The 14,417-nt window shown below is 37.9% G+C and carries 13 protein-coding genes; 5 read left to right on the top strand and 8 right to left on the bottom strand.

The window, feature by feature from the left end; all coding sequences use genetic code 11:
* Positions 1–4: 4 nt before the first annotated feature.
* Positions 5–667 (bottom strand): DUF2238 domain-containing protein, encoded by a 663-nt coding sequence (locus tag MKZ30_RS02230; RefSeq protein ID WP_002366175.1) that lies wholly within the window; start codon positions 665–667, stop codon positions 5–7.
* Between the two features lie 111 nt (positions 668–778).
* On the bottom strand, positions 779–2,062 hold the full coding sequence (gene tig / locus MKZ30_RS02225; RefSeq protein WP_002355556.1) for a trigger factor: 1,284 nt from the start codon (positions 2,060–2,062) through the stop codon (positions 779–781).
* Positions 2,063–2,483: 421 nt separating this feature from the next.
* Between tig and MKZ30_RS02220 the strand changes: the two genes are divergently transcribed.
* The 3 genes from MKZ30_RS02220 to MKZ30_RS02210 are packed head-to-tail and all read left to right on the top strand — an operon-like array spanning position 2,484 to position 6,607.
* Positions 2,484–4,700, top strand: coding sequence for a hypothetical protein (locus tag MKZ30_RS02220; RefSeq protein ID WP_033600689.1), 2,217 nt, complete (start codon positions 2,484–2,486; stop codon positions 4,698–4,700).
* A gap of 54 nt (positions 4,701–4,754) precedes the next feature.
* Positions 4,755–5,492, top strand: coding sequence for a WxL domain-containing protein (locus tag MKZ30_RS02215; protein ID WP_249958777.1), 738 nt, complete (start codon positions 4,755–4,757; stop codon positions 5,490–5,492).
* A 35-nt stretch (positions 5,493–5,527) separates the two neighbouring features.
* A complete protein-coding gene (locus tag MKZ30_RS02210; RefSeq protein ID WP_033600684.1) occupies positions 5,528–6,607 on the top strand; it encodes a WxLIP family cell surface protein in 1,080 nt (359 codons plus the stop codon).
* Positions 6,608–6,651: 44 nt separating this feature from the next.
* Here the strand turns inward: MKZ30_RS02210 and ptsP are convergent, their stop codons facing one another.
* The 3 genes from ptsP to ykzS all read right to left on the bottom strand — a co-directional run bounded on the left by ptsP (position 6,652) and on the right by ykzS (position 9,007).
* Complete coding sequence (ptsP, locus tag MKZ30_RS02205; RefSeq protein ID WP_002382988.1) at positions 6,652–8,379, bottom strand: phosphoenolpyruvate--protein phosphotransferase; 1,728 nt, start codon at positions 8,377–8,379, stop codon at positions 6,652–6,654.
* The gene (locus MKZ30_RS02200; protein WP_002355551.1) at positions 8,379–8,645 is read right to left on the bottom strand and encodes a phosphocarrier protein HPr; all 267 of its coding nucleotides are present in this window, start codon (positions 8,643–8,645) and stop codon (positions 8,379–8,381) included. Before MKZ30_RS02200 ends, ptsP begins: the two co-directional genes overlap by 1 nt.
* Positions 8,646–8,815: 170 nt before the next feature.
* Positions 8,816–9,007, bottom strand: coding sequence for a protein YkzS (ykzS, locus tag MKZ30_RS02195; RefSeq protein ID WP_002366170.1), 192 nt, complete (start codon positions 9,005–9,007; stop codon positions 8,816–8,818).
* Between the two features lie 301 nt (positions 9,008–9,308).
* Here ykzS and MKZ30_RS02190 point away from each other — a divergent pair, with 301 nt between their 5' ends.
* Both MKZ30_RS02190 and MKZ30_RS02185 read left to right on the top strand, forming a co-directional pair.
* Positions 9,309–11,549 carry an ATP-dependent Clp protease ATP-binding subunit gene (locus MKZ30_RS02190; RefSeq protein WP_010816332.1) on the top strand — a complete coding sequence of 747 codons (2,241 nt, stop codon included), beginning with the start codon at positions 9,309–9,311 and terminating at the stop codon, positions 11,547–11,549.
* Positions 11,550–11,743: 194 nt separating this feature from the next.
* Positions 11,744–12,058, top strand: coding sequence for a DUF1827 family protein (locus tag MKZ30_RS02185; RefSeq protein WP_002355547.1), 315 nt, complete (start codon positions 11,744–11,746; stop codon positions 12,056–12,058).
* 41 nt (positions 12,059–12,099) lie between these two features.
* On the opposite strand, the gene MKZ30_RS02180 is transcribed toward MKZ30_RS02185, so the two are convergent.
* The 3 genes from MKZ30_RS02180 to MKZ30_RS02170 all read right to left on the bottom strand — a co-directional run bounded on the left by MKZ30_RS02180 (position 12,100) and on the right by MKZ30_RS02170 (position 14,343).
* A complete protein-coding gene (locus MKZ30_RS02180; protein WP_010715038.1) occupies positions 12,100–13,170 on the bottom strand; it encodes a hypothetical protein in 1,071 nt (356 codons plus the stop codon).
* 66 nt (positions 13,171–13,236) lie between these two features.
* Complete coding sequence (locus MKZ30_RS02175) at positions 13,237–13,884, bottom strand: DUF421 domain-containing protein (RefSeq protein ID WP_002382984.1); 648 nt, start codon at positions 13,882–13,884, stop codon at positions 13,237–13,239.
* A gap of 15 nt (positions 13,885–13,899) precedes the next feature.
* Positions 13,900–14,343, bottom strand: coding sequence for a DUF3290 domain-containing protein (locus tag MKZ30_RS02170; protein ID WP_002355544.1), 444 nt, complete (start codon positions 14,341–14,343; stop codon positions 13,900–13,902).
* Positions 14,344–14,417 lie beyond the last annotated feature (74 nt).

The following is a 14,417-nucleotide window of genomic DNA, read 5'->3' as shown; positions in this document are numbered from 1 at the left end:
TTTATTATTTTCTCTTTATCGCATAATTTTCTAAATACTCAGGATTTCCTTTGCTTCTGATATACGTATACACGCCCATCACAAAGGCCCCAAGGGTATTGGTAAATAAATCCCCCATCGTATCCATTAAAGCAGCACGCCCAATAAACGGTTGACCGTTGGACATATTATAGCGTTGTAAATTCATGTTCCCTAATGAATCGCAGATAAATTCCCAAAATTCCCAGAAGACGCCACAAAGCCCTGCAAATGCAAACCCAAATAATAAAAATAACCACGGGGAAACATCGGCGTACTTCGTTTTCTTCAATAGGAAACCAGCAATACCATAACCAACAGCAGTTAACAGCATCGGACTAACAAAGTGTAAAATTTTATCCCAGAACGAAATGATTGAAATCATATGCAACGAGGTTCCTAGGAATACTGAAATAAATAAGAAAAACCAGTAAAAATAAACGATGGTCGGTGGCATAATAATTTTTAAAAATTTATTGACAAGATCCGGTAAAAAGATCAGCCCAATTCCAAGTAAACATTCGATAACAAACGTCACACCTTGTTTTGTTGAATACTTGGCCGTAAAAAATTCCCAGAGATTGTACGTCAAGCATAAGATGCCAAACACCACTAATCCATATTTAATTTTCGAATAATTTTTATCCATTTTGACACACCCTTTCAAAAGTTATTTTATATGAAAAAAACTGTAGATGAAAGACACCTTCCATCTACAGTTTTAGAAAACTCTATCGAATGAAGAGCTTATTAAAAATGTTTATTTTTCAACAGCTGTTTCAGTAATTGTTTCAACAGCACGTTTCATACGAATATCGTGTTCTAACATGTCGTTGTTTAATACTTTACGTACTTGCGCTTCAGGCATGTTGTATTGTTCTGCTAAATCTTTCACTTCAGCATCGATGTCTTCTTGTGTTACTTCGATGTTTTCAGCTTTGGCAACTGCTTCAATCACTAAGTTTGTTTTTGTGCGTGTTTCTGCTTCGCCTTCAAATTGTTTGTGTAAATCTTCTTCTGTAGAACCAGTTAATTGGTAGTACATTTCAGGAGAAATTCCTTGGCGTTGCATGTTGTTTAAGAATTCATCCATTGAACGGTGAACTTCGTCGTGAACCATTACGTGTGGTAATTCAACGATTTCAGCATTTTCAACAGCTAAACGAATTGCTTCTTCGTCTTTTGCTTCTTCAGCTGCTGCTTCTTTTGCTTCTGTCAATTCTTTACGGAATTTTTCTTTTAATTCGTCTAATGATTCTACTGAATCGTCAACGTCTTTTGCAAATTCATCATCCAATTCTGGTAATTCTTTTGCTTTTACTTCATGAACAGTTACTTTGAAGACTGCTTCTTTACCAGCTAAATCTTCTGCTTGATAATCTTCAGGGAAAGTAACATTTACTTCTACTTCTTCGCCAGCTTTTTTGCCAACTAATTGGTCTTCAAAGCCTGGAATAAATGAATTAGAACCTAATTCTAATGAGTAATTTTCGCCTTTGCCGCCTTCAAATGCTTCGTCGCCTAAGAAGCCTTCAAAGTCGATAACTACAGTGTCGCCATTTTCAGCAGCGGCATCTTCTTTGATTACTAATTCAGCTTGAGATTCTTGTTCGCGTTTCAAACGTGCTTCCACGTCTTCATCTGTTACTTCACGGTCTTGTTTAGACACTGTTAAGTTTTTGTATTCGCCTAATTTTACTTCAGGTTTTACAGTTACTTCAGCAGTGATAACCCAGTCTTCCCCTTTATTCATGCTTTCAACATCAATTTTTGGTTGTGCTACTGGTTCAATTCCTGCTTCTAATACAGCCGCTTCATATGCTTCTGGTAAAACAGCGTTTAACGCATCTTCGTATAACGCTTCTTCTCCATACATACGGTTAAAAACAGTACGTGATACTTTTCCTTTACGGAAACCAGGTACGTTTAAGTTTTTTTTCACTTTATTGAACGCTTGCGTTAATCCTTTTTCGATTACTGCTTGTTCGATTGAAAAAGTTAATACACCATCATTAGTGCCTTTTTTTTCCCATTTCGCAGACATTTGTTTCCCTCCGAATAACATTTAATTTTATACATCAAACTTTATTTATGCATACCTTTAAATAGTACACTATCCCTAGGAAAATGTAAATATTTTAAGTGCTAAGAAGTGAAAGAAAGACTCGATTTTTAGCAAACTATCAGTTTTTTAATTTTTTCGGATTAAAAAAGCATAGAATTTCGAGAAATTTCCTTCTTAAAATCCTAAAAGATTGTGAACAAAATATCTTGTTCATCGTCGGATGTAATCGCTTTACTTTATGAATGGCCCATTATAGAATGTATGTACTCAATATTTACGCATTATATATTTTCGTCATTATACATATAATATCAAAAAAGGAGGGGATGTTTTGAATAAGTTCGTCTGGGGAATCTTTTCTTGCATCATATCATGGCTTTTTTTATCGCTGACTCAACCTTTGATGGCTCATTCTGAAACACTGAACCCTACAACTCACGCCTCTACTTTTAGTGAAACATTTACCTCAGTTTCAACAGAACAACAAACAACTCAAGCAACCGATATCGTGGAACAAGAAACCGAGCAAACCCATGCTTCCTCTGAAAACGATGAACCTATGGCACCTATGCCAGCTAGTGTTTCTGTTGGTAATAGCACCTTGAAAAGTACCTTAAGTACGGGAACGTATAACCAAGATATTATCACACTTTCATATGAATACAGTGTGACACTTATCGGCTTAGCAATTAATGATCGGCCGATTATTGCTATTCAACTTCCTACAGAAATTTCAAGCCAGTTAGATAACGACACTCTAAAGCAACAAGATTTTCTGACTCTTTTAACAGGGACCGTCAGTTATCCAGGAACAGCCACTCAAGATATTCACAGTTCAACTAACGGCGTCAGTCTCTCTTATAGTAGCACTTATCATTCTGTTTATCTGACTTTTCCAAGTAGCACCTTGGTGTTACTTCCCGGAACCAAATGGTCTGCCGCCATTTCGTTTGATGTGGGCGCACTTTATAAACGAGGAATTTCAATCCCTCCTGCTCTTAACGGCAAAGACTATCCGATTCGAGGAACCTTTACAGATGTCGGCACTGGATTAGGTGCAATTAATATTATTATTGGAAACAATACAAAAACAGGCGTAATTAGCAAAGCTCAACTTAGTTTAGGGAATTACCCCGTTCCTCAAGTCACACCAGCCAAACTAACTCAACCAAATCATCTGGACACTACTGTAACAGGGACCATTCAACAAGTACAAGACCCAAACTATAACTACTCTGTTCAATTAACCTTGAACCGCCATGATGGCACCACTACCCCCATTGTGGTGAAAGGGATTTCTGTCGATGCAGCCGGAAATTTCTCGACATCTTTAGCTTCACCATTAGAATATGGCGACACGCTCTCTACAATTGTCTTTGCTCGTTCAAAAACGTCAACCGACTATATTCAAAGCAGCCCCTCAGCTGACCAAAGTGTCAATTGGTCAATCCAACCAGTCACAAACGTAGTCGCTAATGCCGGATCAACTCAACTTTCAGGTAAAGCTTCTCAAGCATCTAACGGAACCTATCAAGTTAAAGTACAAATAAATGGTGGTTCTATTTTCACAACGTCCTTAGATTCCAATGGCCATTTTCAATTTGCTAATTTACCCACTTTCCAAGGGGGAGAAACGGTCAGCTTGTGGGTCCAAGGTCTCAGCAATCGCACTGGCCTGCCTTTGCTAACCAGTTCTACTGTTTCTCAAACAGTTGCTTATCCTGTGCCTCAACTAACGGTCACGCAAACCATTGAGCGGAAAAATGCACAAGGGCTCTGGGAAGCTGCAAACTCTGCCGTAAGTGGTCAAATCATTCGTTTCACGTTAATCACACGTTTAACCAATCAACCAGCAACGTGGATGAATCAGCAATTACGAGCAACGGTGCCTAAAGGACTGGCTCAACTTTCAGCTGCTACATTAACAAAACAATCAGCAGCAGGTTTAAGTACGCCAATAGCTGGGCTTCAACTTTTAACTGATAGTTCCACTGGTTTGCCGTATTGGAGTTATCATAATTCGCTGCCAGCAGATAATTTTACGGAAGCCAATACACAATTCACCTTACAATATACAGCAACGGTTACAGAAGAATGGATAAACCAATTTCTTTTATTTTCTAGCACGGTTACTGGCAATGATGGTGGCGGAACGCCAATTACGCCAATCACTAAGGAACAGTCTTTACCTATCAAAAACGGTACCCTCCGTTTTGTGCAGATGCCAACTACAGTTTCCTTTAAAAATTTGCCTTTTCCCAGCAAACGAACCCTCTACTCACCATCGACCATCAGCGCTCCTTTCCTCATTGCCGATGGTCGTGTTGCAAAAACACCATGGCATTTGTTGGTAAGAGAGAGTCAGCCCATGCATTCAACTTCTACAAATAAAACGATCCAGCAAGCTTTCATTTATCGAAAAAATGGCAGTGATTTCCCTATCTCCTCTTTAGCAACCGAAGTTTATCAATACACCGCAACGGACGATAACAATGTAGAAATTCCTTGGAACCAACAAAATGGACTTTTTTTAAGCGTTGCTCCTGACCTTAATTTAACGGTCAAAGAATCTTACACTGCCGAATTACAATGGATTCTTTCTGATACACCCCTCTAATTAGGATTTAGCTTTTTTAAAAGTTAAAAATAAACAAGAAAGAAGGAATAAAAAATGAAAAAGATCGTGCGCATTTCAAGCATTTTGTTCGTTGCAACGCCTCTTATGCTTTTAAATAGTCCAAAAGTTGAAGCAGCTCAAGTCGCTTCTATTCAATCCAACGCTGATATTACGTTTGTTCTTGATAATACTGTCACGCCACCTGTCAACCCGACGAACCCTTCTCAGCCTGTGACACCTAATCCTGCTGATCCTCATCAACCTGGTACAGCCGGACCCCTTAGTATTGACTATGTTTCAAATATCCATTTTGGATCAAAACAAATTCAAGCCGGAACAGCAATCTATTCGGCACAACTGGACCAAGTACAAAATAGTACTGGCGATTTAATTAGCGTGCCAAACTATGTTCAAGTAACTGACAAACGTGGTCTAAATCTTGGCTGGAAATTATCAGTTAAACAGAGTGCGCAATTTGCTACAAGTGATTCAACACCCGCTGTTTTGGATAATGCATCCTTGACCTTTTTAGCAACAACACCCAATTCAACACAGTTACTTTCTTTGGCGCCATTAACGGTCCCAGTAACCTTGGATCCAACTGGTGCCGCTACTTCTCCTGTGGCGACTGCCGCTCTTTCAACAGGAATGGGCACTTGGACATTAGCTTTTGGTAACGGAGCGACCGCTGCTCAAGGCATTCAATTAACTGTTCCTGCGACAACGAAAAAAGTTGCAGCTAAACAATATAAAACAACGCTTACTTGGATTTTGGATGATACACCACTTTAAAAGAAAACAAACAAGGTATTGCATGAAACAACTTCATGCAATACCTTCTTATAAAAAATTGTCAAAAAGGAGTGCACACTATGAATCAGCAGCTTTTTAAATGGCTCCATGCTATTAGCGTCATCATTTTTTTATTTTTTATTGGCTCTTATTCTGTAGAAGCAAGCGAAATGACTTTTTCTGTAAAAGCCATTTTACCCGACAATCAACGAACCAAAGAGACAAGTTATTTTGATCTACGTGTCGCTCCAAACCAAACACAAAAGCTACAAATCGAACTAACGAATCAAACAGCCAACGACATTACCGTGCTAGCTTCAGCCAATGCAGCGATTACTAATGATAATGGCTTGGCAGATTATTCTCATGCTGAAACAAAAAAAGATCCATCTGCACCTTTTACCTTTAATGAGATTGCGCAATTACCAAAAGAAATCTACCTACCTAAACACTCAACCAAGACTGTTGAATGTCAGCTTACTTTACCGGAAAAACCATTTAATGGTTATGTTTTAGGAGGACTCTACTTTGAACAAAAGTCAGATGAACAACCTGCTCACTCAGAAAACGGCGTGGCCATCAATAATCGTTTTTCTTATGTAGTCGGTGTCTTACTTAGTGAAACAGATGAACCTGTTCAGCCAAAATTATCTTTAAATGAAGTAAAAACCGATCAAGCTAACGGTCGTAACCGCGTATTAATGAATCTCCAAAACAAACAAGCGGCTATGATTAAAAAATTACAAGTCGATGCCTCTTTATATTATGAAAAAGAAGCTAAACCTCGCTACGAAAATCACCAAGAGTCGTTAACAATGGCCCCTAATACAAATTTTAATTATCGGATTGACTTAAAGGAACAACCTTTTGTTCCTGGAAATTATACTGTAAAAATCAAAGCAAACGATGGCTATCAAGACTATTCGTGGGAAAAACACTTAGTCATCCAAGAAAAAGAAGCTAAAAAATACAATGCTACCGCCGTCAACCTCCCACCTGAAAAGCACACCAATTTCCCTTGGAAACTGGTGTTTAGTATCACGCTAGTTTTTCTATTCATTTTGGGAAGCACGATTTATTATTTCAAGAAAAAAATACGTGAAGCGCAACAGTAAAAAAGCACATCGACAATTGTCGATGTGCTTTCATAATCGCTTAATTATTTTGTATATTCTTCAACTAATGCAACGACTTCTTCCATCGTGTCGCATTCTTTTAATGCGCGGTCAGCAAGTTCAGCCATTTTAGTTGTGTCTAGACGTTTCATCAAGCTACGTGTTTTAAGGATAGATGTAGCACTCATTGAGAACTCATCTAAGCCCATACCCAATAGTAATGGAACAGCTGTTTGATCGCCCGCCATTTCACCACACATACCAGCCCATTTACCTTCAGCGTGTGCTGCATCAATTACATTTTTAATTAAACGTAAGATTGATGGGTTGTATGGTTGGTATAAGTAAGAAACGCGTTCGTTCATACGGTCTGCAGCCATTGTGTATTGGATTAAGTCGTTGGTTCCAACACTAAAGAAGTCTACTTCTTTGGCAAATTTATCAGCTAATACGGCAGCTGCTGGAATTTCAATCATAATACCTACTTGGATATCGTTTGAAACTTCAACACCTTCGTTGACTAATTTTTGTTTTTCGTCTTCAAAGATTGCTTTCGCTGCTCTAAATTCTTTCAAAGTAGCAACCATTGGGAACATGATACGTAAGTTACCATGAACAGACGCGCGTAATAATGCACGCATTTGTGTACGGAACATGCCATCACCTAGTTCTGATAAGCTAATACGTAATGCACGGTAACCTAAGAATGGGTTCATTTCGTGTGGTAATGTTAGGTAAGGAAGCTCTTTGTCCCCACCAATATCCATTGTACGAACCACAACTGGTTTTCCTTCCATTCCTTCAAGAACTGCTTTATACGCTTGGTATTGGTCCTCTTCAGTTGGAAAGTCAGATGAATCCATGTATAAGAATTCTGTACGATATAAACCAACAGCTTCGCCGCCGTTTTTGTGTACGCCTGCTAAATCTTTTGGTGTACCAATGTTTGCAGCTAACTCAACATGTTTGCCGTCAGCTGTCACTGTTTCTGCATTTTTTAGTTTATCCCATTCTGCTTTTTGATCTGCATAAGCTTTTGCTTCTGCTTCAAATTCAGATTTTTCAGCATCTGTTGGGTCAATAATAACATCCCCAATGATTCCGTTTACTGCTAAAATATCGCCTGCTTTTACTTTGTCAGTAATTTCTTTTGTACCAACGATTGCAGGGATTTCTAACGAACGAGCCATGATTGCTGAGTGAGAAGTACGTCCGCCGATGTCTGTAACAAAGGCTTTAACATACGTACGGTCTAATTGTGCAGTATCACTAGGTGTTAAGTCATGGGCAACCACGATTACTTCTTCGTTAATCATTGAAGGATTTGGAAGAGTCACACCTAATAAATGTGCTAAGATACGTTTGGCAACGTCACGAATATCTGCTGCACGCTCTTGCATGTAAGCATTATCGTCCATTGCTTCAAACATACCAATATACATATCCGTAACTTCTTTCAAGGCAGCTTCTGCATTGACTTTGTTGTCTTGGATATTTTGTTTGATTTGACCAACCATTTCTGGGTCAGATAAAACCATTAAATGAGCATCGAAAACTTGCGCTTCTGCTTCACCAAGGCTTTGAGCTGCTTTGTCACGAATTGCTTGCAACTCTTCAGTAGATTTTGCTAAAGCATCGTCTAAGCGAGTTGCTTCTGCTTCAGTATCTTCTACGGAAGTTTTGTTGAAAGACAAGTCAGGTTGAACTAGCAGGTAAGCTTTAGCAACAGCAACGCCATCACTTGCGGCAATCCCTTTTAGCATCTCAGACATTATTCAGCCAATCCTTCTTTTTGTAATGTTTCAACGATTGCTGCCATTCCTTCAGCTTCGTCAGCACCATCAACAGTGATTGTTACGTCAGAACCTTGACCAACGCCTAAAGACATAACGCCCATGATTGATTTTAAGTTAACAGATTTACCTTTGTATTCTAAGTTAATATCTGAGTTAAATTTGCTTGCAGTTTGTACTAATAAAGTAGCTGGACGTGCGTGAATTCCTGTTTCTGCTACAATGTGAAATTCTTTCTTTTCCATATAAATCGGTCTCCTTCGTAAATAAAAAATTTTTATGTTAGGGTTTTCCTTTCTTGATACGCTAAAATCAAACGTCTACTCGAAAAAAGACCCTTTCAGTTTCTAAGATTACCATTTTTTTCTATCTTACACAACACTTTTTACTTAAATTTCGTGATGTTTTGCACTGACTATTCTTCCTCTTTTTGGTAACGATAAATGATTCGTCCATTTAACCCCGCTTCTCCAACAATTTCCGCGCGGTCAGGCAAAGAAATCCAAGCATCACGAAATTGGAAAAATTCATTTTGCTCCACGATTAATTCAGAGATTTCTCCAGCTTTTAATGAAGCAATTTTTTCTACAAAAGGATTTTCAGCCATTGATTTCACCACTCTTTCTCTTAAATATCAACTCTTATAGTTTACTTGAAAATGGCGCAATTGTCTGTAAAAAAATCGAATCTTTGCCTTTTTTTAAACAAGGTCTTTTACTTGATTCTCTTACAAAAAATGCTATAATAACCTCAAAGGTCAAAAATGGTCAAGTGGTTTTATAGACAGAATTTATTCTTGCTATCTAGTACTTGGCTGGTTTGAGGAAAAATGGTCTGTTTACTAGAAATAATAGAGCAAACAGCTATTTTTCTGGCCTCAGTTATTTTGAAAGGATGTGTTTCATTCAATGATTTGTCAAAATTGTCAACAAAATGAAGCAACAATTCATTTATATGCAAATGTGAATGGTCAAAGAAAACAACTGGACTATTGCCAAAGCTGCTATCAAAAATTAAAAAATCAAGCAAATAATTCCCCTCAAAATATGGGACAAGACCCTTTTGGCTTTGGGAGTTTAGACGATTTATATCGCTCTCTTTCTCGCCAAATGCAACAAGGGAATCCTTATGAACAACAAACACCACCCACTCAATTTGGTGATGGTGGTAATGGCGGTCAACCCCCTCGCGGAGGCGCTGGCGCTGGTCAAGGTTTACTAGGCGAGTATGGGATTAACATCACCGAAGCGGCACGCCAAGGAGATATCGATCCTGTGGTAGGACGTGACCAAGAAATTAAGCGTGTCATTGAAATCTTAAATCGCCGTACAAAAAACAACCCCGTTTTAATCGGTGAACCAGGTGTTGGTAAAACAGCCGTTGTCGAAGGTTTAGCCCAAAAAATTGTCGATGGCGATGTGCCCCAAAAATTATTGGACAAAGAAGTCATTCGTTTAGATGTGGTTTCACTTGTTCAAGGAACTGGTATTCGCGGACAATTTGAAGAACGGATGCAAAAATTGATTGAAGAAATCACTGAAGCTGAAAATGTCATTTTATTTATTGATGAAGTCCATGAAATTGTGGGTGCTGGTGCTGCTGGTGATGGCAATATGGATGCTGGCAATATTTTAAAACCGGCCTTAGCACGTGGTGAATTACAATTAGTCGGTGCCACAACTTTAAATGAGTACCGTATTATTGAAAAAGACGCTGCCTTAGAACGTCGGATGCAACCAGTCCAAGTAGATGAGCCAACCGTTGCCGAAACCATAACGATTTTACATGGTCTGCAAAAACGTTATGAAGATTATCATCATGTCAAATATACAGATGAAGCGATTAACGCAGCAGCAAACTTATCCAACCGTTACATTCAAGATCGCTTTTTACCAGATAAAGCGATTGACTTGTTAGATGAATCTGGTTCAAAAATGAATCTAACTATTCAACTCGTCGATCCAAAAACAATTGATAAAAAATTAGCAGAAGCGGAACAACAAAAACAACAAGCTTCCGCAGAAGAAGATTTTGAAAAAGCGGCTTACTATCGTGATCAAATCAATAAATTACAAGCAATGAAAGAAAAACAAATCAGTGATGAAGAAACACCCGTCATCACTGAAAAAGATATTGAAGCCATTGTGGAACAAAAAACTGGCATTCCTGTCGGTGACTTAAAAGAAAAAGAACAAACCCAATTGAAAAATTTAGCTGTTGACTTAAAAGCTCATGTTGTCGGACAAGATGATGCCGTCGATAAAGTAGCTAAAGCGATTCGTCGCAATCGTGTAGGCCTAGGCAAACAAAACCGCCCAATTGGTTCCTTCTTATTTGTTGGGCCAACAGGCGTTGGTAAAACAGAATTAGCAAAACAATTAGCCTTTGAGCTATTCGGTTCAGAAGATTCGATGGTTCGTTTTGATATGAGTGAGTATATGGAAAAACACAGTGTTTCTAAACTGATTGGTTCTCCTCCAGGCTATGTTGGGTATGACGAAGCTGGACAACTCACAGAAAAAGTCCGTCGTAATCCTTATAGTTTAATTTTATTGGATGAAATTGAAAAAGCGCATCCTGATGTTTTACACATGTTTTTACAAATTCTCGACGATGGTCGTTTAACAGATGCACAAGGTCGTACAGTCAGCTTTAAAGACACCATCATTATCATGACAAGTAATGCTGGAACAGGAGCTGTGGAAGCCAACGTTGGCTTTGGCGCTGCCCGTGAAGGTGTGACTAAATCCGTTTTAGGTCAATTGAACAACTTCTTCACCCCCGAATTCCTTAACCGTTTCGATGGTATTATCGAATTCAAAGCATTAAGCAAAGAAAACCTGATGAACATTGTTAGCTTGATGTTAGAAGAAGTAAATGGCTTATTAGCTAAACAAAAATTACACATTGAGGTTCCAACAGAAGTCAAAGAGAAACTCGTTGATTTAGGTTATGATCCTGCAATGGGCGCTCGTCCTTTACGTCGAACAATTCAAGAACAAATTGAAGACGGCATTGCTGAATACTATCTAGATCATCCTGAAAATCATCAATTAGTCGCAACGTTAGATAACGAAGGTAAAATTATCGTAACTGGCGCACAAGAAGTGACTAAAACAGAAACTTCAACATCTGACCAAGCAGAATAATCAAAAATCCACACGCATTAATAACAATGCGTGCGGATTTTTTTATGCTTTTCACTTTTTATTTTCATCAAAAAAAACTATAATAGAAGAAAGATATTCGTATACTTGTTCCTCATAGAAAAAATTCAATCTGGAACTCCTGTACATAATTGGAAACGCTCTTTTGCAGCACACAACTATAATGAGGTGATAAAATGAAATTAGTGAATGTGACCAATAGCTACAAACAATTAGTAAATAAACAATTGGAAAACACGGATGCTTACTTTGTAAAAGTCTACTCAGCAGGAAACACGACCGCTGTCTATTCAGAAGCAGCTCACCATGTGGAAGTTCTGATTATGAATAAAAATCGTCGCATTCGTCCGACAGAAGTAAAAGAAATTTTAGCAAAACTGTTGAAACGATTACCTAAAGAGGCTTATGACCCAGATGAAATTTCTATCATTGAATTAAACCATGTGACCGAAGTGTCTGTTCCATTAAAAGTTTCCCTCATGGAAAACTAAACAAACTGCCGAAGTTTCCCCACTTCGGCAGTTTTTTTTATTTATTGTGACGTTATTTTTTTTACAAGACTTTGATAATTTTCCGACCAGGCTTCCTCATTTGTCGGACTGACTAATTTATTTTCCTCGATTGCTTTTTTTCTTAAGTCATCCACTTCTTTTTTGAAATTTTCTCCCGATTTTTGAGCATAATCTTTAGAAAAATATTTTGATTGGCGAGAATAAGCCTTCAGTTTCGCATCTTTAATCTCTTCTTCTGTATCTGCAAAATATTCATCATAACGAAGATCGGTTATTTTCCCTGAATCTTTTAACGTAATAACAGTTAAACGTCCAGAAAGCCCCTCTCCAAAATCTTCTGTTAGACTTGTATAATGTTCTTTTGAGGGTTCTTTGATTTCCTTAGCTAAAGCCCTAGCAGCAGGAAGATAGCCATTATTAGCGCTATTGGATTGGCCTTTGGCTGTCTGGAAGGCACCATCTAGACGATTTTCAGCAACCATTTGATTTTCTAAAAAAGTCATCGTATTAACAACGGTCACTAACGATTGATCGGTTCGGGCGTTGTTCGCTTGAAAATTTGCATAGCCGGATAAACGTTTTGTCACTCCTGCCCATTCTTCAGAATAATAGTTTTTAGGTCCACGTTCATCAAATTCCACTAACTGAATTTGTTGATCCTTAACAACGACATCAATTAAAGCCGTATAGCCGCCATCAAACACGACTTCATGATGATAATAATCCCCTTGAACTTCTCCGATTTCTGGACGACCTGACCAATACATCTTCTGGGCTTTTTCTTCTGGGCTAATTCCTGATTGTCCATTATTAGCTTCTACTGTAGCGCCAGAAACAGCATCAACTTCAAAGGTATGTCCATTACGCTCATAACTCACTTTGGCAGCACTCTCCTTCGGTTGATCATTCGTGTTTGCCTGCTCCTCCTGCTTTACAGAAGTGGCATTAGTGGCTTCCGAGGCACCACTCGTTACTTGGCCTGCTTCTGCTTCAGTACTTTCTTTCATTTTTTCAGTTCGTTGATCTGGTTGGCACCCCATTAAAACAATCATTGAACAAAATAACCCGACAACTATCTTTTTAGTTTTCATTTTTCCTCCTTTTAAAGCTCATTGAATTACCATTCAATTCTAATATAAGTAGGATAAAAAGTATAGCTAAGTAATCGTTTTTTCTTCATATGGCGATAAACTTAACTGCCCAGATAAATACTCACCTAGATAGATTTCCTGTAATCTTTGGAATCCTTGTTCTTGGATTTGCGTTAATAGCCAGTGCTCATCCTTTTTAATTAACTCTAGGACATCCATGTTGGCTTGACCGTCCACAATAATCGGGTAACGAATACTTTCATCGCCATATTCGACGATTGTTAATTGACCATTTTGTTCTAAAACCGCCCGTTTAACAAGCTGGACTTCATAAATACCATTTGCTCGTAATTTAAACATCAGATCATTTGCAGAAATACCATTTTTCAAACATTCCTTCACCACAACCTGTCCATCCTTGATTAAAGTAATGGGTTTACCATCCACAATTTGCTTCACATAGCGATTGTGTTCTTTTGCAAATTTTAAAATTAAGACTAATAATGTCCACAAAATTAACACTAATACAAATTGAAGCACCGTAATTGAATCATTATAAATAACACCACCAATAATGCCCCCCAATACATAGTTTTGCACTTGGTCCATGGCCGATGTGGGCGCCAAATTGCCTTTTCCCATCAAATTAATTTGGACAATTAAACAAATAATACCTAAAGCAAATTTAATAATAATTGGACTATAAAACTGCATTAATTTTCCCTCACTTTACTTTATTATTTCAATCGTTGGTGTTAATAAATACGTTTCTTGTAACGTATAAGACTGCTGATCCGTACTTAAACTCATTTTATAAAACACTTCGTCAATTTTAACTATGGTTCCGTCAGCCAATTGTGTACCATTGACATAAACTTTTTCTGGAGAAACCTTTTTTTCCTGTGCCACTTGTTCGACAAAATGTACCATTTGTGAAGATTGTGAATGCTGATTTTGGTTCAGTTGATAATTGGAATATTGAACCCCTAAAACAAATAATAATGATAAAAAAATAATAATACTTAATTCACGATATTTCGTTTGAATTTGATGTCGCACATAAAAACTAAACACAATGACTAGCCCGATTAACAAAGCAAAAATAAAAAAATACTTTAAGTAATCATTTAAATTAGATTGGCTTTTTAAATACTCGATGCCATAAAAATTCATGTTCTTGTCCACTCCTTGATAGGTTCGTTATAGTAAGTATTCTATCTCAAAAAAAATAATCACGCCTGCTTTAG

The organism is Enterococcus sp. LX10, assembly GCF_023539285.1.
GTDB classification, from domain to species: Bacteria; Bacillota; Bacilli; order Lactobacillales; family Enterococcaceae; genus Enterococcus; species Enterococcus faecalis.
Note: the sequence above shows the minus strand (reverse complement) of the source record. Positions and strands in the feature narration are given on the sequence as shown.